The organism is Ruegeria sp. AU67 (assembly GCF_900312795.1).
GTDB lineage: Bacteria > Pseudomonadota > Alphaproteobacteria > Rhodobacterales > Rhodobacteraceae > Ruegeria > Ruegeria atlantica.
Genome location: NZ_OMPH01000020.1, coordinates 290438 through 312942, shown reverse-complemented (window position 1 = coordinate 312942; position 22505 = coordinate 290438). Strand labels below are relative to the sequence as shown.

Annotated in this window: 21 protein-coding genes; 16 read left to right on the top strand and 5 right to left on the bottom strand. The window is 57.8% G+C overall.

All coding sequences use genetic code 11. From position 1 onward, the window contains the following. Positions 1 to 2: 2 nt before the first annotated feature. From DK510_RS11170 to DK510_RS11140, 7 genes are all read left to right on the top strand, one after another. Positions 3 to 956, top strand: a complete 954-nt coding sequence (locus tag DK510_RS11170; protein ID WP_109312152.1) for a site-specific tyrosine recombinase XerD — start codon at positions 3 to 5, stop codon at positions 954 to 956. Positions 957 to 1019: 63 nt separating this feature from the next. Then, entirely contained in the window at positions 1020 to 2330 is a 1311-nt protein-coding gene (locus tag DK510_RS11165) for an HlyC/CorC family transporter (RefSeq protein WP_109312151.1), read from the top strand. Between the two features lie 203 nt (positions 2331 to 2533). Further along, on the top strand, positions 2534 to 4951 hold the full coding sequence (locus DK510_RS11160; RefSeq protein WP_109312150.1) for an FAD-dependent oxidoreductase: 2418 nt from the start codon (positions 2534 to 2536) through the stop codon (positions 4949 to 4951). A gap of 31 nt (positions 4952 to 4982) precedes the next feature. Beyond that, the gene (locus DK510_RS11155) at positions 4983 to 5582 is read left to right on the top strand and encodes an NTP transferase domain-containing protein (protein ID WP_109312149.1); all 600 of its coding nucleotides are present in this window, start codon (positions 4983 to 4985) and stop codon (positions 5580 to 5582) included. A 755-nt stretch (positions 5583 to 6337) separates the two neighbouring features. Next, on the top strand, positions 6338 to 7780 hold the full coding sequence (locus DK510_RS11150) for a Do family serine endopeptidase (RefSeq protein WP_109312148.1): 1443 nt from the start codon (positions 6338 to 6340) through the stop codon (positions 7778 to 7780). A 181-nt stretch (positions 7781 to 7961) separates the two neighbouring features. Then, positions 7962 to 8642 (top strand): response regulator transcription factor, encoded by a 681-nt coding sequence (locus tag DK510_RS11145; protein WP_058273791.1) that lies wholly within the window; start codon positions 7962 to 7964, stop codon positions 8640 to 8642. Continuing rightward, positions 8635 to 10005: a HAMP domain-containing sensor histidine kinase gene (locus DK510_RS11140; RefSeq protein ID WP_109312147.1), complete on the top strand. Its 1371-nt coding sequence runs from the start codon at positions 8635 to 8637 to the stop codon at positions 10003 to 10005. The genes DK510_RS11145 and DK510_RS11140 overlap by 8 nt, the downstream gene beginning before the upstream one ends. On the opposite strand, the gene DK510_RS11135 is transcribed toward DK510_RS11140, so the two are convergent. Genes DK510_RS11135 through DK510_RS11125 form a run of 3 tightly spaced genes read right to left on the bottom strand, consistent with a single transcriptional unit; the run spans position 10002 to position 12739 of the window. Beyond that, positions 10002 to 10469: a CYTH domain-containing protein gene (locus tag DK510_RS11135; protein ID WP_109312146.1), complete on the bottom strand. Its 468-nt coding sequence runs from the start codon at positions 10467 to 10469 to the stop codon at positions 10002 to 10004. The two genes, DK510_RS11140 and DK510_RS11135, sit on opposite strands and share 4 nt — an antisense overlap. After that, the gene (locus DK510_RS11130; RefSeq protein ID WP_109312145.1) at positions 10466 to 11221 is read right to left on the bottom strand and encodes a ParA family protein; all 756 of its coding nucleotides are present in this window, start codon (positions 11219 to 11221) and stop codon (positions 10466 to 10468) included. Before DK510_RS11130 ends, DK510_RS11135 begins: the two co-directional genes overlap by 4 nt. 3 nt (positions 11222 to 11224) lie before the next feature. Then, positions 11225 to 12739 carry a CHAD domain-containing protein gene (locus DK510_RS11125; protein ID WP_109312144.1) on the bottom strand — a complete coding sequence of 505 codons (1515 nt, stop codon included), beginning with the start codon at positions 12737 to 12739 and terminating at the stop codon, positions 11225 to 11227. 162 nt (positions 12740 to 12901) lie between these two features. On the opposite strand from DK510_RS11125, the gene DK510_RS11120 reads away from it, so the two are divergent. Beyond that, the gene (locus DK510_RS11120; protein ID WP_109312143.1) at positions 12902 to 13249 is read left to right on the top strand and encodes a TfoX/Sxy family protein; all 348 of its coding nucleotides are present in this window, start codon (positions 12902 to 12904) and stop codon (positions 13247 to 13249) included. Between the two features lie 57 nt (positions 13250 to 13306). Here DK510_RS11120 and ndk read toward each other — a convergent pair whose 3' ends face one another. Further along, positions 13307 to 13729 carry a nucleoside-diphosphate kinase gene (ndk, locus tag DK510_RS11115; RefSeq protein ID WP_058273797.1) on the bottom strand — a complete coding sequence of 141 codons (423 nt, stop codon included), beginning with the start codon at positions 13727 to 13729 and terminating at the stop codon, positions 13307 to 13309. Between the two features lie 114 nt (positions 13730 to 13843). Further along, positions 13844 to 15046 (bottom strand): multidrug effflux MFS transporter, encoded by a 1203-nt coding sequence (locus DK510_RS11110; protein WP_199913461.1) that lies wholly within the window; start codon positions 15044 to 15046, stop codon positions 13844 to 13846. Positions 15047 to 15154: 108 nt separating this feature from the next. On the opposite strand from DK510_RS11110, the gene DK510_RS11105 reads away from it, so the two are divergent. The 8 genes from DK510_RS11105 to DK510_RS11070 all read left to right on the top strand — a co-directional run bounded on the left by DK510_RS11105 (position 15155) and on the right by DK510_RS11070 (position 22490). Continuing rightward, positions 15155 to 17005, top strand: coding sequence for an ABC-F family ATP-binding cassette domain-containing protein (locus tag DK510_RS11105; RefSeq protein WP_109312142.1), 1851 nt, complete (start codon positions 15155 to 15157; stop codon positions 17003 to 17005). After that, positions 17002 to 17394 carry an ACT domain-containing protein gene (locus DK510_RS11100; protein WP_109312141.1) on the top strand — a complete coding sequence of 131 codons (393 nt, stop codon included), beginning with the start codon at positions 17002 to 17004 and terminating at the stop codon, positions 17392 to 17394. The genes DK510_RS11105 and DK510_RS11100 overlap by 4 nt, the downstream gene beginning before the upstream one ends. Further along, entirely contained in the window at positions 17391 to 18014 is a 624-nt protein-coding gene (locus tag DK510_RS11095; protein ID WP_058273801.1) for a MarC family protein, read from the top strand. The genes DK510_RS11100 and DK510_RS11095 overlap by 4 nt, the downstream gene beginning before the upstream one ends. 39 nt (positions 18015 to 18053) lie before the next feature. Further along, entirely contained in the window at positions 18054 to 18635 is a 582-nt protein-coding gene (locus DK510_RS11090) for a TIGR02281 family clan AA aspartic protease (protein ID WP_058273802.1), read from the top strand. Positions 18636 to 18695: 60 nt separating this feature from the next. After that, positions 18696 to 19316: an ImuA family protein gene (locus DK510_RS11085; protein ID WP_109312140.1), complete on the top strand. Its 621-nt coding sequence runs from the start codon at positions 18696 to 18698 to the stop codon at positions 19314 to 19316. A gap of 62 nt (positions 19317 to 19378) precedes the next feature. Continuing rightward, positions 19379 to 20593 carry an MFS transporter gene (locus DK510_RS11080; protein ID WP_109312139.1) on the top strand — a complete coding sequence of 405 codons (1215 nt, stop codon included), beginning with the start codon at positions 19379 to 19381 and terminating at the stop codon, positions 20591 to 20593. Beyond that, on the top strand, positions 20590 to 21186 hold the full coding sequence (locus tag DK510_RS11075) for a YceI family protein (RefSeq protein ID WP_109312138.1): 597 nt from the start codon (positions 20590 to 20592) through the stop codon (positions 21184 to 21186). Before DK510_RS11080 ends, DK510_RS11075 begins: the two co-directional genes overlap by 4 nt. An 80-nt stretch (positions 21187 to 21266) precedes the next feature. Continuing rightward, positions 21267 to 22490 (top strand): MFS transporter, encoded by a 1224-nt coding sequence (locus tag DK510_RS11070; protein ID WP_058273806.1) that lies wholly within the window; start codon positions 21267 to 21269, stop codon positions 22488 to 22490. Positions 22491 to 22505: the final 15 nt, after the last annotated feature.

Below are 22505 nucleotides of genomic sequence, written 5' to 3'. Positions count from 1 at the left end.
CTGTGGCCGCCCCAGCGACACAGGACTTGTGGATTTCCACCTTTTTGCAAGCTCAGGCCGCCGAATTGGGGGCCGCGACCAATACGCTGCTAGCCTATGGCCGCGATCTGAAAGAATTCTCGGCCTGGCTGGAACGTCGAAAGACGGGTTTTCCCGACACACAAAGAGAACAAATCGAACAATACCTGATAGACTGCGACGCACAGGGCCTGTCCCGTTCCACGCGCGCACGTCGGTTGTCGGCGATCAAGCAACTGTTTCGGTTCGCCTTTGAAGAAGGTTGGCTTGAAGCTAACCCCGCCATTCAGATCAAAGGCCCCGGTCGGCAAAAACGGCTGCCCAAAACATTGGATGTCGCCGAAGTCGATCGTTTGCTTGAGGCCGCGCGCCGCACCGGTCGCAAGGATGCAGAACGGGTGCGCAACACCTGCCTGATGGAGGTTCTGTACGCCACGGGAATGCGGGTAACTGAATTGGTTTCGCTGCCGGTCTCCTCGGCCAGAGGTGACCCTCGCATGCTGCTTGTGCTGGGCAAAGGTGGCAAGGAACGGATGGTGCCACTGTCCCCTCCGGCGCGCGATGCGTTGGCGGCGTGGTTGCTTATCAGGGACGAGACCGAGGGCAAGCAGGTTGCAGACGGTGCTCAGCGTTCCAAGTTCCTGTTTCCTTCTCGCGGCAAATCCGGCTATCTGACCCGGCACAGGTTTTTTCTGCTGGTCAAGGAACTGGCCGTAGAAGGTGGCGTTTCCCCGGAAAAAGTGACACCACACACCCTGCGCCATGCCTTTGCCACGCATCTTCTTGCCAATGGCGCTGATCTGCGGTCGATCCAGACCCTGCTGGGCCATGCCGACGTGGCGACCACGGAAATCTACACCCATGTCCTGGACGAACGCCTTTCAGAGCTTGTGTTGCAGCATCACCCGCTGGCTAAAGACGGCGATGACGACGGCTAACCCCTTGATCCACAGCATGCGCACCCCCATAACGGATGCAGTATCACGAACAACCAAGGACCGATGGAACCCTCTTCTGCTTCTCTGATCGACGGCGCATTCTGGTTTACCACAGGCGCCATTCTTCTTTTGCTTGTCCTATCGGGCTTTTTCTCGGGTTCTGAAACGGCATTGACCGCATCATCGCGCGGAAAACTGCGTGTACAGGCCGACAAGGGTTCACGCGGTGCGCAAAAGGCGCTGGAAATCACGGACGACAACGAACGGCTGATCGGCTCGGTCCTGTTGGGCAACAACCTTGTCAACATCCTTGCTGCGTCGCTGGCGACCGCGCTTTTCACACGCCTGTTCGGTGAAAGCGGCGTTGCGCTGGCAACGCTGGTGATGACCCTTCTGGTCCTGATCTTTGCCGAGGTTCTTCCCAAGACCTACGCGATCACCAATTCGGAAAAGGCGGCCGCAGCCGTGGCACCGATCATCGGCGTCGTCGTGACGGTTTTTTCGCCTATCGTTGCAGCCGTGCGCCTGCTGGTACGCGGTGTTCTGCGCCTGTTCGGCGTCCAGATCGACCCGGACAGCAACATTCTGGCCGTGCGCGAGGAAATCGCCGGAGCGTTGCAGCTTGGACATTCCGAAGGCGTGGTCGAAAAGGAAGACCGCGACCGTATCCTTGGCGCGCTGGATCTGGGCGATCGTACGGTTGAAGAGATCATGTTGCACCGCTCGAATATCGAGATGATCGATGCAGACGCCTCGCCCGAGGCCATCCTTCAGCAATGTCTGAAAAGCAGCCACACCCGCCTGCCCGTGTTTCGCGACGAACAGGAAAACATCGTTGGTGTCGTCCACGCCAAGGACCTGTTCCGTGCGATGTACGCCCATGCCGACGGCAGTGAGAACGCTGATAACCGACTGAAAGAATTCGACATCCTCAAGGTCGCGAACGACCCCTATTTTGTTCCGGAAACCACCACTCTGGACGATCAGATGCGCGAATTCCTGCGGATGCACAGCCACTTTGCGCTGGTGGTGGATGAATACGGTTCACTGCGCGGGCTGATCACGCTTGAGGATATCCTCGAGGAAATCGTGGGCGAGATCGCGGACGAGTTCGACATCGACGAAGACGTATCCGTGACCCGAACCGAAGATGGGCAGTTTCTGGTTGAAGGGGCCACCACGATCCGCGACGCCAACCGCGCGATGGATTGGTCCCTGCCCGACGTTGAGGCAAATACCATCGCCGGTCTGGTCATTCACGAAGCGCAGATGATCCCAACCGTCGGTCAGGTCTTTTCCTTTCACGGCTTCCGCTTTGAGGTGACAAAACGTCAAGGCAACCGGATCACAGAACTGAAAGTTCGACCTCTCTGAGGACAACCCAAAGAACTGCAAGAATCCACCGGCGTTCTGATCCGAGCGCCGGTTTTCTTTTAGACAACCACCGTATCCTTCCTGTTTGGCGTCGCCAGCAGGTGCTGAACCCGGATCGCCTTCCGCGACACTTTCTGTCGCTGAAGCTATTGCAAAGGCAGCTTTCCTATTGAGACTGACGGCATAGGCATCAGGAGACGTGCATGAAACTCACAACCCAAGTTGCAGTCATCGGCGGCGGAGTCGTTGGATGTTCCGTACTCTATCACCTGACCAAGCTGGGGTGGACGGACGTGATGCTGTTGGAACGGTCCGAGCTGACCAGCGGGTCGACCTGGCACGCGGCGGGTGGGTTTCACACCCTGAACGGCGACACCAACATGGCGGCGCTGCAGGGATATACGATCCGACTGTATCAAGAGCTGGAAGAGATTACCGGCATGTCCTGCGGTCTGCATCATGTGGGCGGAGTGACGCTGGCAGATGATCAGGATCGGTTCGACATGTTGCTGGCGGAACGCGCCAAGCATCGGTTCATGGGGTTGGAGACGGAAATCGTTGGTCCGGATGAGATCAAAAAGATCGCTCCGATCACCAACACCGACGGGATCATCGGTGCGCTTTATGATCCGCTGGACGGTCATCTGGATCCGTCGGGGACCACCCATGCCTATGCCAAAGCGGCCCGGATGGGAGGCGCTACGATCGAAACGCACTGCATGGTACGCGAGACCATCCAACGCACCGATGGGACATGGGATGTGGTCACCGACAAGGGTACGATCCATGCCGAACACATCGTCAATGCCGGTGGCCTTTGGGCGCGCGAGGTTGGCGCGATGGCGGGCGTCTATTTCCCCATACACCCGATGGAACACCAGTATCTGGTGACAGACTCGATCCCTCAGATCGAGGCGATCATCGACGCTGGCGGCGAGCATCCGCATGTGATGGATCCCGCCGGAGAGAGCTATCTGCGGCAGGAAGGGCGCGGGCTGTGTATTGGGTTCTATGAACAGCCCTGCAAACCCTGGGCTGTCGATGGCACACCGTGGGAATTCGGCCACGAACTTCTGCCCGATGATTACGACAAGATCACCGACAGTATCGAATTTGCCTACAAACGCTTCCCCGTTCTGGCCGAGGCTGGCGTCAAATCGGTGATCCATGGACCGTTTACCTTTGCGCCCGATGGCAACCCGCTGGTCGGGCCGGTGCCGGGCATGCGCAACTACTGGTCCGCCTGTGGCGTGATGGCCGGGTTCAGTCAGGGCGGCGGGGTTGGCCTGACGCTGGCGCAGTGGATGATCGAAGGTGAGCCCGAACGCGACGTGTTCGCCATGGATGTCGCCCGCTTCGGCGACTGGATCGGGCCTGGCTATACGCGCCCGAAGGTGATCGAGAACTATCAGAAACGCTTTAGTGTCGCCTACCCCAACGAAGAACTGCCTGCCGCGCGTCCGAACCGGACCACCCCGATGTACGATATCTTCAGCGATCTGGGCGCGGTTTGGGGTCAGCAATACGGGCTGGAGGTTGCGAACTATTTTGCGCAGGGTGATGAGCCGGGCTATGAAACGCCCTCATTCCGCCGCTCGGATGCGTTCGAGGCGACCGGGCGCGAGGTGCGCGCTGTGCGCAATGGTGTCGGCATCAACGAGGTCCACAATTTCGGCAAGTATCGCATCACCGGCCCGGGTGCGCGCGACTGGCTGGACCGCATCATGGCTGGCCGCATTCCAAAGCCTGGACGCCTGTCGCTGACACCAATGCTGTCGCCCAAAGGCAAGTTGATCGGGGATTTCACCGTTTCCTGTCTGGCCGAAACCGAATTCCAACTAACGGCGTCATATGGCAGCCAGGCCTTCCATATGCGGTGGTTCCTGCAGCATCAGGATGACGGCGTTACAATTGATAACAATAGCGATCGTCTGAACGGTTTTCAGATCGCAGGTCCCAAGGCGACTGAGGTTCTGGCCGCCTGTACCCGTACGGACATCTCGGACCTCAGGTTCCTTGATGTTCGCCGCATGACCATCGGTATGACCGACTGCACCGTTCAAAGGGTCAGCTACACGGGCGATCTGGGGTACGAAATCTACTGTGATCCGATGGCCCAACGGCAATTGTGGTGGACCCTTTGGCAGGCCGGTAAGCCCCACGGTATGGTGCCCTTTGGCATGCGCGCGATGATGAGCCTGCGGTTGGACAAGTTCTTTGGCTCGTGGATGCGCGAGTTCTCACCCGACTACTCTGCCGCGGAAACCGGGCTGGATCGCTTTATCGCATTCACGAAGAACACGGACTTTATCGGTCGAGCTGCGGCCGAACTGGAACGGTCCGAGGGGACCGCGCGTAAGCTGGTCTCATTCGAAGTGGATGCTGACGACGCCGACCTAAATGCCTATGAACCGGTCTGGCTGGATGGCGTCGTCGTCGGGTTCTGCACCTCGGGCGGGTATTCCCACTATGCCGACAAATCCATCGCAATAGGTTTCCTGCCCTCGGATCGCATATGTGAGGGTTTGGAGGTCGAGATTGAGATTCTGGGCCAGATGCGCAAGGCGCGCGTGATCTCAACCCCACTGTTCGATGCGGACGGTGAACGTATGCGGGGATGACAAAAGACGGCTATGGCGGCTATGTGAAGGTATGACAGACATTCCCATTATCCTTCTGGCCGCCGGACAATCCCGCCGCATGGCTGGCACGGACAAGCTGATGCAAAGCGTCGATGGCATGCCCCTGCTACGGCGATCCGCACACACAGCGTTGCAGGTAGGCCCGGTGATCGTTGCGCTTCCGCCTACTCCGCATCCTCGCCAGGACGCCTTGAAAGGTATGGATGTTGTTGCAGTTGAAATACCCGACGCTGATGAGGGCATGAACGCCAGTTTGCGCGGTGCTCTTGCGCATGTGCCCGCCGATGCCGGGGCTGTCATGGTTTTACTGGCAGATTTGCCGGAAATCACAGTTAGTGACCTGAAACAGGTCGCAGGGTCTGTCCAAGAATATCCAAATTGCTTGATCTGGCGTGGGGCGACAGCCAAAGGAATGCCCGGCCATCCGGTTGTGTTTGCCCGTCCGCTGTTCAGAGAGCTAAGGCAACTTACAGGCGATGAGGGCGCTCAGTCCGTTGTGCAGGCGCATAAGAATGCAGTGCATCTTCAACCACTACCCGGTCAAAAGGCCCTGTTGGATTTGGACACTCCCGAAGATTGGGCACGCTGGCGGGCCGGGAAGGCCACATAACCGGCCTGCCAAAATAGAAACGGCCCGGTCGATACCGACCAGGCCGCTTGCCCAACACAGGACTACCACTTTTCACCAATCCTGAAAACGCTGCCAAAAATGCCTATGGCACCCTGGCTATTCCGCCGCTGAACCTAAACAAGACCCCCTCGTTAACATGCCGCTCAACGTTTCCAGTGACTGTGACAAGCCGTTGGCACCCCCTAGTGCCGTCGGCTCCCCCTTCGTATGGGCAAGATCATCGTCACCCAAACGGTGCGTCCAAACAATGTAAAACTGGAAGGAACGGTTAATTTTTGGCGTCTCGGATTGGCTTTTGCGCAACATCTCGCCGAGGCGAAATCAACCTATAGACGATCAATAAGCTATACGCCCTAGGTCACATCGGACATTATGTATACTCTTTATTAAGCATATTTAAACCTTTGCACAAAAGATGCACTTGTTTTGTTCAGGTTGTAGAAACGCACCACAACCAAGAGACGAGCGTTTTTCCGCCAAAGACTTCCAGTGATCCTTTGTTACCAAAACTGAATCAATTCAGGATGATTCAGGATTTGACTCTAAAATTGGCGACAATGGATGATTCGCGACTAGCGATTCGCTGGGCTTCTCTTCGGACCGTCGATATAAAACACCCTGTTTGTGGCTAAATTAAGATGTCTTAATCCTGAGCACAGGAAACTCACAGACTGATGCCTCATCTCCTCGGTTAACGCGCGCCTGCTATCGCGCGATATAAACAGGAGACTAAAATGAGCATCCGTAAATCCTCACTGCTTTTGCCACGCGCCACTGGCTTGGTTGGCGCATCCGCCCTTGGTGCAGCGCTGCTGGCCACGACTGCCCTGCCCTCGCTGGCCGACGAAGCCCTGGCCGATCTGGTCGAAGGCGTGTCGCCGTCGGTGGTGACCATCATCGCGGAACAGGACATCGTACCCGTACAAGCGCCGGGACAAGGACAGAATTTTGATTTGGAAGACCACCCCTTTGGTGAGTTCTTCAAGCGCTTCGGCGCGCCTGAGGGCTTTCAGGCACCGCAGCGCGGACCATCCCAAGGTCTGGGGTCGGGTTTTGTATTGGACGAAGCCGGGTACATCATCACCAACCACCATGTTGTCGACAATGCATCGACCGTGACCGTCCGTCTGAGCGACGATCGTAGTTTCGAGGCCGAGATTGTGGGCACCGACCCGCTGACCGATATCGCCGTTCTGAAGATCGACGCTGGCGAAGCGTTGCAGGCCGTCGAGATCGGTGACAGCGACGTTATCCGCGTGGGTGAAGATGTCGTGGCGATCGGCAATCCGTTTGGCCTGCATTCGACCGTGACCACGGGCATCGTTTCGGCCAAGGGCCGCAACATCTCGGCCGGACCTTACGCTGAATTCATTCAAACCGATGCAGCCATCAACAAAGGCAATTCGGGCGGTCCGCTGTTCAACATGGAAGGCGAAGTGATTGGCGTTAACTCGGCCATTTACTCTCCTACCGGCGGTTCGGTTGGTCTTGGCTTTGCCGTGACCTCGAACATCGTTGAACATATCGCGGCCGATCTGCGCGATGACGGCCAGGTCAGCCGCGGCTGGCTGGGTGTTTCGATCCAGAATGTCAGCCCCGAGATCGCAGCAGCGATGGGTATCGACGCCTCAACCGGCGCGCTGGTGTCGGATGTCGTCGCAGGCAGCCCGGCCGAGGGCGTGCTTGAGCAAGGTGATGTCATCCTGACCTTCAACGACGAATCCGTCGACTCCAGCAGTGAATTGCCGATCCTTGTGGGCACAACCAAAGTCGGTACCGACAGTGTCATGACCGTTCTGCGCGATGGCAAGGAACAGCAGATTGAACTGACAATCGGTCAGCATCAAAGCGCCTCGGCTGAGATCGACAAATCCGTGGACGAAGGTATCTCGGGCACTGCATTGGGCGTGACCGTCGCACCGCTGACCGACAGCAACCGTGCTCAGATGGGCGTTGCTGAGAATGTCGACGGCGTGGTCGTCACTGATCTGAAGCCAGACAGCCCTGCTGCCAAGGCCGGCCTGCTACGCGGCGACGTGATCGTAAAGCTGGGGGGTCAGGAAACCGCCTCACCCGACGCGCTGAAGGCCGCGCTGGACAGCGAAAAGACTGATCCTGCGCTGGTGCTGATCAACCGTGGCGGAAACCAAATCTTCGTGGCGGTAGAAATCGCCTGATCCGAAGTCCGCGTGCGCCATTTGATGGGGATTTCTGGCGTACGCCTCCTCGGCGGATTGAATTGTCCGCATTCCGCTGAGACTGCCGGGTGCGCTGCAACGCACCCGGCACGTAATTTAAGCAAATCATGTGCTTTGCCGGATTTTTGTGTTTAAATCCCGCTAGAAAGGAACGCAAAATATGAGCCGTCGCCTGCTGATCGTCGAAGATGACGAGGACACTCGTGAGTTCATCGCCAAGGGCTTTGGCGAGGAAGGTTATGTGGTCGAGCAGGCCGCAGACGGGCGCGAGGGTTTGTACCACGCCACGGATGGTGGGTTTGACGCCATTGTGCTGGACCGGATGCTTCCAGGTCTTGATGGCCTTTCGCTAATCCGATCTTTGCGGGCGGCCGGGGTCAAGACCCCTACCCTGATGCTGACCGCGATGAGTGCGGTTGACGAACGGGTCAAGGGCTTACGTTCGGGTGCGGATGACTATCTGGTCAAACCGTTTTCGTTCCAAGAACTGCATGCGCGGATCGAAGCCCTGTTGCGACGCCCGCAGGAATCTGAGGAGACCGCGACGCTGACCTGCCGCGATCTTGAGATGGACTTGCTGACTCGTAAAGTCACTCGCGACGGACAAGAGATTTCCCTGACCCCGCGTGAGTTCCAGATCCTTGAGTTCTTTCTGCGCCGCAAGAACCGCGTTGTATCGCGCACAATGCTGCTGGAAGGTGTCTGGGATTATCATTTCGACCCGAATACCAATGTGGTCGACGTCCATATATCAAAGCTGCGCCGCCAGCTGGATGAAGGCGACAGGCCGCCATTGATTGAAACGGTTCGAGGTGCGGGTTACATGATATCCGATGGATAACTTGCGACTTTCGTTCAATAATTCCCGTACCCGCCTCGTCCTTGCCAGCATGGTCCTCAGCACATTGCTGACCGCAATCGTGCTGGGGCTTGTATACTTCACCGCCAATCGCAGTATCGAGGGCGAGACCCGTTCAGTGGTATCCGCCGAATTAACCGGTCTGGCTGATGAATATGAACGGCGCGGCCTGTTTGGGCTGTTGCAGGCCATTGAACGCAGGATTCCAACCGCGTCCGAACGGGATGCTTTGTATCTTTTGACTGACCGGTTCGGTGTAAAGCTGGCCGGAAACCTCAAGCACTGGCCTGCGGATGTTACAGCAGGCAGCGGTTGGGTCGATCTGGATCTTCGACGCGCCGATAACGACCAATTGGTGCCGATCTCGGCCGCCTCGGTGCGCTTGCCCGGCGGCGAACGCCTGCTGGTTGGGCGCGATGCCCTTGCGCGGCAACAATTCGACAGGGCGCTGTTGCGCGCGGTTGGCTTGGCGCTTGCGATAGCGTTGGCGCTGAGCCTTCTAACCGGCTGGCTTTTCACCCGGCTGGTGTTCACGCGCCTGTCCGAATTTGCGGGAACGGCGGAAAACATCGTGTCAGGTGATCTGTCCCGCCGCATGCCCTTGCGCGGAACCGGGGATGAGCTGGATCAAGTGGCCGGAACCTTGAACAGCATGTTGGATCGGATTGAGGAACTGATCAGCAATCTGCGCACAACCTCAAATTCAATCGCGCATGACTTGCGATCCCCCCTGTCCCGTCTGCGGCAAAGGGTCGAGTCGCTGTCTGACCCGTCCAAAAGTGATCTGGACCGCGAGGTCGACGTGGCCCGCGCTGCGGCCGAGATCGACCACGTGCTGCGTGTTCTAGGGCAATTGACTGAAATCTCACGCGCCGAGGCTGGCGTCGGGCGGGAACAATTCGAACCCGTGAATCTGCAGCAACTGATTGGTGACGTCGTCGAGCTGTACGAACCAGTTGCCGCCGATCAGGGCATCTCGCTGGAGGTCGTCGGCACCGCCAACACTGTTCAGGGACACCGCCCGCTTCTATCTCAAGCGCTGTCGAATCTTCTGGAAAATGCCATGCGTTATGCCCCGGAAAAGACGGCGATCACGATCACCCTGTCAGAAAGCGGTCCCTACACCTGCCTGAGCGTGCGTGATCGGGGTCCGGGTGTCCCTGAAGAGGATTTGCCACGCCTGCAGGTGCCCTTTGTGACGCTCGATCCCGCAAGGACCGAGCGCAACTCAGGCCTGGGCCTGGCGCTGGTGGCAGCGATTTCACACATGCATCAGGGCGCATTCGAGGCGCGCAATTGCGACCCGGGTCTTGAGGCAACAATCAAACTGGCGCGTATGCCCTAGATTGGCACACCCTTGATCGCCATCATTTTGTTTTTATAACGTTTATCTGCCGTCACATCTGTTCCGAACCAGTCGGGAGGCGTGTATGCCTGCGCCTCGGCCTCTGTGTCGAACTCCACCTCGACCAGCCGCAGCGGCGCGAGGTTTCCCAGAAAGATGTCCAGCTCAAACACCCGACCGTCTGGCATTTTTCCGGTATAGCGTTCTTTCTCAACCCGACGTCCTTCGGTTTCCGGCCAGAAGGTTTCGAATTGCTCGGCCGTGATCTCGGCCTCGCGTTCCACCCGCACCAAGGAGCCCGCCCCTTTGAGCGTTAAAAAGTACCCGTCATTCTTCTGCCGCAGACGCAGTTCCGTGGAATCGCTTGGTGCAGTCAGATAGCCTTGACGTACGACGGCCCTATCCGCGCCGCTCAGATCGGGCAGTTCCGCCACCAGAAACTTGCGTTCAATTTCGGTGCTCATCGCTTTGAAACCACTCCGTTTTCCATCTCATCATACAGCTTTTGATATGCCAAACTGGCGGCGCTGCGCGGGGCGAATTCACTGACCGGCGCACGGTTCTGCCCCATCCGTTCGATATCCGCCGCAAACGGGATTGAGCTGCGCAGGAACCGCTTGCGATAGAGCTTTCGCATCGCATCCATAGTCTCAAGGTGCAGGGTCTTGCGCTGTTGCACCATAGAGAAGAATGCCGTCAGCTTTTTCTTCGACAACTTGTTGGCATCAAAAAACCCGACCAACTGATCGAAAGACCGTTCAGACAGGGTCGTCGGGATGACCGGAACCACAATCTGATCGGCCGCTTTGAAGATGTTTTCCGACAGGGTCGAAAAGTTGGGCGGGCAATCCAGAATGATCACCTCATAATCGCTGCCCGCAGAGATCAGCGCTTTTTTCAGCCGCGACCTCGTGTTCCGCATCCGTGACAGGAAGACGTCAAAATCCCGAAAGGTCATGTTTGCTGGCAGCACGTCCAGCCCCTCGAAGTCACTGGCGCGAATGGACTTGGTAAACCGCGCGACATCCTCAAAGAACCTTGCATCTGTCAGCTTTTTGGATGGTTTGACGCGCAGATAGAACCCGGATGCCCCTTGCGGGTCCAGATCGCACAGCAGAACTTTGTGCCCCGCTGCTGCGTAGGCACGGGCCAGATTGACCGAGGTCGCGGTTTTACCCACACCGCCCTTGTTGCTGTAACAGGCAATGATCTTCACTCCTCAGCCCTCCTTTTGATGAAACAAACTGCGGAACAGGTGCCGGATGTCCGGGCTGTCGAAATGCTTGAAACTTGCGATGACACGGTCACGTTCCGCCATTTGGCGCTGATCCAGAACAGATATCACCCCGCCCACGGACAAGGCCAACTGCGCATCAGCGCGACCTTGCTTATTGGTGTGCTGTTTCACAAAATTCAGAAGCGCCTCTTGTTGGACTGAGAAATCATTGAACAGGCCTAGATTATCCTGCAGCTTTTTCAATGGCTTGATGATCGTTTTAAATGCCTTTGCGTCGAACAAAGGCGCAAAGAACTCCATAAGATAACGCAGTTTTTTGCAGTCGATCCGCAGATTATGCACAGCTTCGTCAGGCGTGTTTGGCGTAATGCCGCGCGCCAGTTTGCAGGTTTTGCGATATCGCTTCCAGATCAGGGCGCGCGCGTATTCATAGGCAGGCCGATCTGCATTTGGGCCAGGCTGCAGGTTTGTCGGATCAGCGAAAAGCTCGGTCAACTTTTTCATCTGATTGTCATAACTCTGCGTCCGAAAGCGCCGAGACAGACGTTCAAGTGCCTGGCTGCGTTCCTTTTCGAATTGCGCAAACATGGCCACGGCACCTTCATGAAGGTTCGGCGGTATCAGATTGAAGTAACTGTCTTTTTCCAACAGATAGACGTCCAAATCCCGCGCTCGGCCAGTGGGTTCCATCAGACCGGAAAACTCGCGCTTTAATGCAGCGGTTTGTTCAGGCGAGAGCACCCCCTTGAACAGGCTGATCACAGATCGCACGCGGCGCAGGGAAACGCGGTAGTCATGCAGAAATTCAGTATCGATATCATCGATCACGCCCGCCTCATTCTGGCGCGCGACCGCCAGATAGGTGCGAATGATGTCGGTGGCGACCTCGATTGATGGCTCTTGTTTACTAACGCGGATTTCGGGCTTGGCCTTGTATATGGTCGCGTCGGGAAACAACCAGTCGAACAATGGCTTAGCCTTGCTTTTGCCACCCTCCAATTTCGTCAGCTTTTCACAAACAGTCTTATACGCTCGGTCATATCCGCGCATGTGTTGAACGGTTACAACTGTTACCTGCCCCTGATCCGAGGACATCAACATCATCGTGCCACGCACTTGTGTCTTTTGCAGGTCACCCAGAATGGCAAACGATCGGTGCTTGGCCCTGCCCGCCCCGACGCTCATCAACGCGCGCAACTTGGTAAAGCCCGCTAGACCCGCTTTGACGGATCCGTCAGGCAAATCCTGCACGAACTTGCCCTTACCCTTGCACTGCTGGGTTTTGGCTGTTCCGCCGCGCAACAAAAACAATGACCCATCGGTTTGGATCAATACCTTGCTAGATGCCCTGAGGGATTGGTCATGACAATCCAGAATATCAAAATTTCCAGCAGGTTCAGCGGCCTCGAACCGCAATGCCAATTCTTTCAAAGATTTAGTAAAACCCGCCTCATCGAATGTGCCCGGGATAACAAAACAGTTTTTGACCCGAGCCATTAAGAGCGTCCCTTTCACCGAGGATCCAGTACGTGATCATGAATTCATATTCCTGCGATCCGATCAACGACTAACTCCGTTGATCAACAGCAATGACCAAAACATCTGATTTTGCTCGAACAACCGAATGACTCTGTCCGGGCATTTGGCTAAGACGGGGGTATGTCTGATCCTGTTTCATCGATCCGCAATCTCGGCCCGGCATTTGAACAATCCTGCGCACGCGCAGGCATTCATTCTGCGCAGGAATTGCGCGATTTGGGAGCGGATGAAGCCTATGCGCGGCTATTGCAGGCGGGCACCCGACCGCATTTCATCGGATACTACGTGCTGGTGATGGGATTGCAGGGGCGCCCCTGGAACGACTGCAAGGGTGAGGAAAAGAAGGCGCTACGCGTAAAGTTCGACGTAATAAAATCCAGCGTTAGTACCGCCCCGGAAACCCAGATGATTTCTGATCTGGATGCAATTGGCATACGCGTTGCACCGAAAGATCTTAAACAGGTCTGAAACGAAAAAGGCCGCACCCCCAATGGGATACGGCCCTGAACTTCGTCTGACGGCGGATTAGCCGACCAGTTCGATGCCCGAGAAGAAGTATGCGATTTCAACCGCAGCAGTTTCAGGCGCGTCCGAACCGTGGACCGAGTTTTCGCCAACCGATTCAGCGAACTCCGCGCGGATGGTGCCAGGTGCTGCGTCTGCGGGGTTGGTTGCGCCCATGACTTCGCGGTTCTTGGCAATGGCGCCTTCGCCTTCCAGAACCTGAACGATAACCGGCTCGGAGGACATGAATTCGCACAGTTCGTCATAGAACGGACGCTCGGCGTGTACGTCGTAGAACTTGCCAGCCTGAGCTTTGGTCATGTGAATGCGCTTTTGCGCAACGATGCGCAGGCCAGCGTCTTCGAACTTGGCGTTGATCTTGCCAGTCAGGTTGCGACGGGTTGCATCAGGTTTGATGATCGAGAATGTGCGTTCCAGTGCCATATCGGCCTCTCCTTACTATATGGCGCGAGGTACGCGCCGAAATCCATCGCGCGCCGCCTAACACGGTATGTGCCTCATGAAAAGTGGAATGATTGCGCCAGTGGGTCTTGGCGATCAGATTGTGTCCGGCAAGGGCTCTGACGCGTCGATCCGGCGAACGTAAAGCACCGCAAGCAATCCGACAAAGCTGCTGGCGAACATCATGCCCAACACCAGAAAGGGCCCATTTTCAGGGCTAACAAACGCGCCGGTCATCAAGGTCAGAACTGCGCCCAACGCCACGATTAGTGCCCCGGAAAGCCCCGCGGCGCTGCCTGCCAGATTGGGTCTCACGGACATTACCCCGGCCGAGGCGTTGGCATTCGTCAGCCCGTTACCAAACCCCACGCAAATGGCCGAGCCGAAGAATACCCAGACTGAACCCAGACCTGCTGTGAACAACAGCAACCCGCAGAAAGGCCCAATAGAGGCAACGACCCGACCGATCAGGATCATCGTCGTCAGCTTCGTGTGTGCTGCGATACGCCCGGTGATGAAATTGCCCACCATGAAGCCGCCGGTAATAATTCCGATCCCCAGACCCAGCATGGCAGGGCTCAGGTCGAACCAGACCGCGGCGACCAGTGGCGCACCGGTGATAAAGCTGAAGAACCCGCCGATCGAGAATGCCGCGCACAGCGCGTAACCCCAGAACCGACGCGCGCGAAACAGGTGTGGGTATTCCTTTAACTGAGCTGAGAATGTTGCGGATCGGTTCGTATTCGTCTCACCCATATCCGCCCACAAGAGCACCAGCATCCCCGCCCCAAGGACCGAGTACAAAATGAACCCGGCTCGCCAACCGAACAGCATATCCAATGCACCGCCCAGCATCGGGCCAAGCATCGGTGCCAAAGCCATTGCCATCGCAACATAGCCCAGTTTGCTGGCGGCCTCGTTCGGGGCATAGAGATCCCGGATTGAGGCGCTGGACAGCACGGGTCCGGCCACCACCGCTGCTTGAAGTAGACGGAAACCGAGGAATATCCAGATCGACTCGGCCAATACGCAGCCAACCGATGCCACTGTGAAAACTGCCATGCAAATCAACAGGATCGGTCTGCGACCATATCGGTCGGACAACGGCCCCATGATCAATTGCAACACGGCGGATACCGCCAAATACCCGGCGACTGACAGGTTAATCAGACCGTAGTCGACCTGAAACCCCTCGGCCATTCGCGCAAGCGACGGCAGGAACATGTTCAACGACAAAACCGACAACGCCGTGGCGAAGATCAAAGTGACCAAAGAAGGAGGCGTCTGAGCCGCGCGCATGATGAAAACCGTCGAGTAATGCCAACCGGATCAGCGCTAACACATTGCCTGGATATTGAACATATCAAGCTGCTGGCGGCGGCACCAAGGCTCTGCTAAGAGCGCGTCATGCTACGGATTCAAGACATAACCTACGCGGTTGAAGGCCGCCCCCTGTTCGATGGGGCCAGTGCGACTATTCCCGACGGCCACAAGGTAGGCCTTGTGGGACGGAACGGCACGGGGAAGACAACCCTGTTCCGACTGATCCGAGGCGAATTGGCGCTGGAGTCAGGCAATATCAATGTCCCAAAGCGTGCCCGAATTGGCGGAGTGGCGCAAGAGGTGCCCTCCTCGGATGTGTCGCTGATCAACACGGTTCTGGCCGCCGATACCGAGCGCAGCGCGCTGATGGACGAGGCCGACACCGCGACCGATCCCACACGCATCGCCGAAATTCAGACCCGCCTGGTAGATATCGACGCCTGGTCCGCCGAAGCGCGCGCCGCCTCGATCCTCAAAGGTCTTGGGTTTGATGATGACGACCAGTTGCGGCCCTGCTCCGATTTCTCGGGCGGCTGGCGGATGCGCGTGGCATTGGCGGCGGTGCTGTTTTCTCAGCCCGATCTGCTGTTGCTGGACGAACCGACGAACTATCTGGACCTCGAAGGTGCGCTGTGGCTGGAGAGCTATTTGGCCAAATATCCGCACACCGTCATCATCATCAGTCACGACCGCGGGTTGCTAAACCGCGCGGTAGGGTCGATCCTGCATTTGGAAGACCGCAAACTGACCTATTACGCGGTTCCTTATGACAAATTCGCAGAACGCCGTGCTGAACGACTGGCACAGGCGGAATCCGAGAACGTGAAAGCCAAGGCCCGGATCGCCCATCTGCAGAGTTTCGTGGATCGCTTCCGCTACAAGGCATCCAAGGCGGTTCAGGCCCAGTCACGCTTGAAAATGATCGAGCGCATTCAACTGGTTTCAACCCCTCAAGAGGCCGCTCTGCGCGCGTTCTCCTTCCCCGAGCCGGAAGAGCTGTCCCCGCCGATCATTCAGATTGAAGGCGGCGTGACGGGCTATGGTGAAACCGAGGTGCTGCGCCGCTTGAACCTGCGTATTGACCAGGATGACCGGATCGCGCTGCTGGGCAAGAACGGTCAGGGCAAGTCGACCCTGTCCAAGCTGCTGTCCGACCGCCTGCCCCTGATGGCGGGCAAGATGACCCGCAGCAACAAGCTGCGTATTGGTTATTTTGCGCAGCATCAGGTGGATGAGCTTTATGTGGACGAAACGCCGCTGGACCATCTGCGACGCCTGCGCCCGAACGAGGCGCCGGGCAAGTGGCGGTCGCGTCTGGCGGGGTTCGGGCTGAACGCGGATCAGGCTGAAACTAAAGTTGGTCGTCTATCGGGCGGCCAAAAGGCACGCCTGTCTCTGCTGATCGCCACCATCGACGCGCCGCATATGTTGATCCTGGACGAGCCGACCAACCACCTGGATATCGAAAGCCGCGAGGCGCTGGTCGAAGCGTTGACCGCCTATTCCGGTGCGGTGGTTCTGGTCAGCCACGATATGCACCTATTGTCGCTGGTCGCGGACCATCTGTGGCTGGTCTCGGACGGAACGGTCAAACCCTTCGAGGGAGATCTCGAGACCTATCGCACCATGCTGCTGGGACGCGACAAACCGGCCAAAGAGAAACCGCAAGTGATCAAGCCCAAGCGCCCCTCGCGCGAGGCAGTGCTGAACCTGCGGGCGGACCTTCGCAAATGCGAGGACCGGATCGAGAAGCTAACGGATATGCATGATAAATTGTCGGCCAAGCTGGCAGATCCTGCGCTTTACGAGGACGACAGGAAAAACGATCTTGCAACGTGGAACCGGAAATTTGCCGAAGTGGTCGAAGCCATGCAAAAAGCCGAGGCGCTTTGGGTCGTCGCGGCCGAACGCCTGGAAAAGGCCGAAGCGACATGACGAAACCCGTAATCGAAACGACTGCCATGATCGCAGGCATGCGCCCTGAACTTCAGGACGGGGAATTTGCCTTTGTCGTTTGGCCGCATGACAAAGCCTGGCCCGAAGGGACGCGGGCCAGTTGCACGGAGGCCGAAGGACTGTCCCTTATCGTGCCAATCGACGCTGCACCCGCTGGCGCCATCAATATGAAGTGCATCACCCTGCGGGTTCATTCCTCACTAGAAGGCGTTGGCTTGACTGCCGCTGTGTCCGATGCACTTGCCCAAAGTGACATTCCGGCAAACATGGTCGCGGGGTATCACCACGACCACGTCTATGTTCCAAGCAATCTGGCGGAAAAAGCTGTGGCCGTTCTGTTAGACCTCCAACCAGGTGCCGGCAAATGATCGACCTCGCCTTTTTCATCACTGCCTTCACCACCCTGTTCGTGGTGATTGACCCCTTTGGCACCGCGCCGATTTTTGTGGCTTTAACTCAGGACATGGACGCCCGCGCCCGTCGCCGGACGGCCTATCGCACCTGTGCCGTGGCCTCTGGCATACTCATTGCCTTTGCCGCCTTTGGCGAAGCGGTGCTGGGCTTTGTCGGTATCTCGATGGAGGCATTCAAGGTCGCCGGGGGCGCGTTGTTGTTTCTTACTGCATTGGACATGCTGTTCGAACGACGCACCAAACGCCGTGAAGACCGGGTCGAGGAAGAAGAGGAACACCACGACCCGTCCGTGTTCCCGCTGGCCATTCCACTGGTCGCCGGTCCCGGATCAATTGCGACGATTATCCTGCTGGCCGGACAGCACCCGGGCATTCTTGGCATTGTCGAGGCCTGTATCGTCATGCTGGCCGTCATGGCCGTGGTTTTGACCTTCTTCCTGTCCGGCGGCCTGATCGCGCGTTTGCTGGGCAAAACCGGCCTGAATGTATTGACGCGGCTGTTGGGGATGCTGCTGGCGGCGTTGTCGGTTCAATTCATCCTGGACGGCCTCAAGGCCTTTGGTTTTGCGTCGTAAAACCCCATATATCTTTCGGAGAATATGGTGAGGAGCGCTATGGACGGCGACAACATTGGACGTTTGGTATATCTAGCCGTGCTTGGTACGGCCGTTGTGGCGTGGTTTGTCGCACAAAACCGCCAGTCTCTGAACAAAACGCTGCAGCAGGCTTTGGCGTGGGTCTTTATCTTTATCGGTGTCATTGCCGTTGTCGGCCTGTGGGAAGACATCCGCACCACTGTTGGCCCTGCCCCGCAAATGACTGTCACCGGCCAGACCATAGAGGTTCCGCGCGCCTCCGACGGGCACTATTATCTGCCCATTGATGTGAACGGAGAACCGATCACCTTTCTGGTGGACACCGGCGCAAGCCAGATTGTTTTAAGCTCGCGGGATGCCGAACGTGTTGGCATTGATCCCGATCAGTTGAATTATTTCGGCCGGGCAAACACGGCCAATGGAGTTGTGCGGACCGCGCCCGTGCGCCTGGACACGCTGGCATTGGGGCCAATCACGGACCAGAATATCTCGGCCTGGGTGAATGAAGGGGAATTGGACAAATCCTTGTTGGGTATGGATTACCTGCATCGGTTCTCGAATATCCAGTTCGCCAATGGCCGCCTGCTTTTGTCGCGTTAAGGCATCCGTTGCCGCAATTCCACAATTGAGAACAAAGTGAGAACATGCTAGCCTGACAGCATGTCTACACATCTTCTTGGCCGCAAACCCGCACGTGAGGTGCCGGGGATAGATCTTCATCCGCAGATCAGACTGCAACTGGCCCGCGTACACGAGGCCTGCGGCCCCGCCCGGCGCAGCTTTGCCATGTGGCTGGCGGGGCAGATGCAGGGGCCGGTGCTGTGGATCGCGCCCGCATGGGAGCCCGGCCAGCTTAACCCCGATGGCATGATGGCCTTTGCCGATCCCGCCCGGTTCATCTTTGTGCGCCCGACCCGGTCCGAAGACCTGCTGTGGTGCGTAGAAGAGGCGCTGCGCAGCGCGGCCATGCCTCTGGTTGTCGGTGATCTGCCGGGCGCGCCAGGGCTGACGCCAGTGCGGCGCATGCATCTGGCTGCGGAACAGGGTGGTGCGATGGGGCGTGCTCCGCTTGGGGTGCTGCTGACCCCTGGTGACGGTGGTGCACAGGGGGTAGAGACGCGCTGGCACATGGCCGCAAACCATCAGGCAGAGGCCCGACGCTGGACCCTGACCCGCCGCCGCGCCCGCGCCCTGCCCCCGGTCAGTTGGCATGCCACGCAGACCAAACCGCGCGCCGGTCTGCACCTGCAACAGATCGCCACAGAAGACACACCCGTGTGATCACGCGCCCCTCACGGGGTTTGTGACTGGCCAAAGCAAGGGCCGAGCCCTAGCGTTTCGGGATGAGCCACGCGATCCACGATAGCCGATACTCCTGGCTGCGACTTGCGATCACTTTGATCATCGCAACCGTGGCAAATGTGGGAATGTGGGCTGTCATCGTGGTGATGCCCGCCATCGAAACCCAATTCGACGCCGGACGGGCCGAGGCCGCGATGCCTTACACATTGGCCATGATCGGGTTCGCCCTTGGCAATTTTTGGATGGGGCAGTTGGTGGATCGGCTGGGCGTGACCAAAGCCCTGATCGAGGCCGCAATCCTCAGCGCGACCAGCTATCTGCTGGCGACACTGGCGCCCAATATTGTGATGTTGTCGGTCGCACATCTTCTGTTGGGCCTCGGGGCATCCATCGGCTTTGGACCATTGATCGCCGACATCTCGCACTGGTTCATGAAACGGCGCGGGATCGCTGTGGGTCTGGTGGCAAGCGGAAACTACCTGTCTGGGGCTATCTGGCCGACATTGCTGTCCGGCATACTCGCACACGACGGTTGGCAGCAGGTCTACCTGACGCTGGCCGTCATAACTCTGCTGGTCGTGATCCCCCTGTCCCTACTGTTGCGTCGACAGGTCCCGGCCGAGGCGCACAGTACCGCCGCGTCCGCCGCACAAATCAAGGCGCGCAGCGTTGGCATTTCCCCCCGGGCACTTCAATACATCCTCGGTCTGGCCGGTATTTCGTGCTGTGTCGCGATGTCGATGCCTCAGGTGCATATCGTGTCCTATTGCGTCGGGCTGGGTTACGGACCCACAGTCGGCGCCGAGATGTTGTCCCTGATGCTGTTCGGAGGTGTGATCAGCCGAGTAATATCAGGCATGGTCGCCGATCAACTGGGCGGCGTTCTGACGGTTCTGATCGGCTCGGTCCTGCAATGCCTCGCGCTGTTTCTGTTCCTGCCTTATGACGGGATGGCCTCACTCTACCTGATCAGCCTGCTTTTTGGCCTATCACAAGGCGGCATCGTTCCCGGCTATGCCCTTATTGTGCGCGAATATATGCCCCCGCGAGAGGCCGGCGCGCGCGTGGGGTTTGTCATGATGATGACGATCATGGGCATGGCGCTGGGGGGATGGATGTCCGGCTGGATTTACGACGTGACCGGCAATTACCAACTGGCTTTCGTAAACGGCATTCTATGGAACGGCCTGAACATCGGAATTCTGCTGTTTCTGCTCAGCCGCTCGCGCGCCCACAGACAAGAGGTTTTGGCATGAGATCATTGACGCGGCGCTTTCTGGTTGCGGGTCTGGCGAGCCTTCCGTTGGCACGGCCAACTCATGCTGCGTTGGTCCAATATGAATTGTCTCGAGCCGGGACGTCCGTCGGATTTTCCTTCATGCTCTCGGGGGTTGCGCAGTCAGGCACGATGCCGATCCAATCAGCAGATATTCGAGTCGACACGGATCAGTTGCAAAACAGCCGTGTCACCGTCGTGCTGAATGTAGCCGCGGCGCGCACCCGCTTGCCCTTTGCCCGCGGCCCGATGCTAAGCAAAAGCGTGTTAAACGCGCAGGAATTTCCGAGCATTACGTTCAAATCCACCCGAATACAGCTTGGCCCTACAGGCCGCATTTCCGAAGGCGCAACCATCACCGGAGACCTGACTGTGCGCGGGGTCACACGCCCGGTGACCCTGCAAGCCAATTTGTACCGCGAACCCGGAAGCGAGGCTGATAATCTGAACGCATTGTCAATTCGACTGTCGGGCGCGTTGAACCGCCACGAATTCGGCGCCTCTGGTTATCCCGATCTGGTCGCCGATACCGTGTCTTTGAACATCCGGGCCGAGTTGACCCGCAAGGCCTGACACCCAAAGGACAAAAAACGACGCGCAGAGGTCGAATTATCACGCGCAACGCTCGCTGATGGGGTAATGCTGGGCGCACTATGCGCACGATCATTTCTTTTGCCGCCCTGTTTCTTTCTGTCATTCTTCTGCAGCTCTCGACGGGCGGCGTTGGTCCATTGGATGCGATATCCGGCATCACGCTTGGGTTCACGACCGGACAAATCGGTATGTTGGGTTCGGCCCATTTTGTTGGCTTCTTCATTGGCTGCTGGTGGTCCCCCCGCCTGATGGGCAGTGTCGGACATTCGCGCGCTTTTGCGGTCTGCACGGCCTTGGGTGCAATGGGTCTTATTGGGCATACGTTGACCGAAAACCCGTACATCTGGGCAGCCCTTCGGGTCGCATCCGGAACCTGTGTCGCCGGGGCCTATACGGTGATCGAGGCATGGCTGAACGCGAAAGTCACAAACGAAACGCGCGGCCGCGCCATGGGGACTTATCGCATCGCGGATATGGGCGCGTCTTTGTGCGCGCAGTTGATCATCGCGGTTCTGCCGCCTGCTTCATACGTGTCCTACAACTTGCTGGCGATTCTGTGTTGTGCATCCCTGTTGCCGCTGACGTTGACACGGGCCAGCCAGCCGAAAACACCCGACGCCCCTCGGCTAAAGCCCAAACTGGCCTGGCGCAGCTCGCCTCTGGCTGTTGCAGGGGTGATCGTTGCGGCGCTCAGCTCTGCGTCGTTTCGGATGGTTGGTCCGGTCTACGGTCAGGAAGTTGGGCTGGACGTGGACCAGATCGCATTCTTCCTGGCGTCATTCGTATTGGGTGGCGCACTGGCGCAGTACCCGGTTGGCTGGCTGGCCGACAAATATGACAGGCGCTGGGTGCTGATCTGGCTATCCGTTGCTGCGGTCGTCAGCAGCGGTGTCACAATGGCGGCCAGCGGAACAGGAACGGTAGGCGTCATGCTGGCCGCTGTTTTCTTTGGCCTGACAACCTTCCCGATCTTCTCGGTCTCTTCCGCTCATGCAAACGATTTTGCAACGGCAGAAGAACGGGTAGAGCTATCCGCGGCACTGATGTTCTGGTTCGCTTTGGGTGCGATAGCCTCACCCTATATCTCATCGACATTGATACAGCAGTTCGGACCCGGAGCCCTGTTTGCATTTGTGGCGGTCGGCCATGTTTTCCTGATCATCTTTGGCCTGGCCCGAATGCGCTCACGCCCGACGCCCGAAGAGCGGACCAACTATGTCTACGCACCACGCACGTCGTTCACCATCGGTCGTCTGCTGAAACGGTCGCGTGAAAAGCAATAAAAAAGGGCCGGGAAA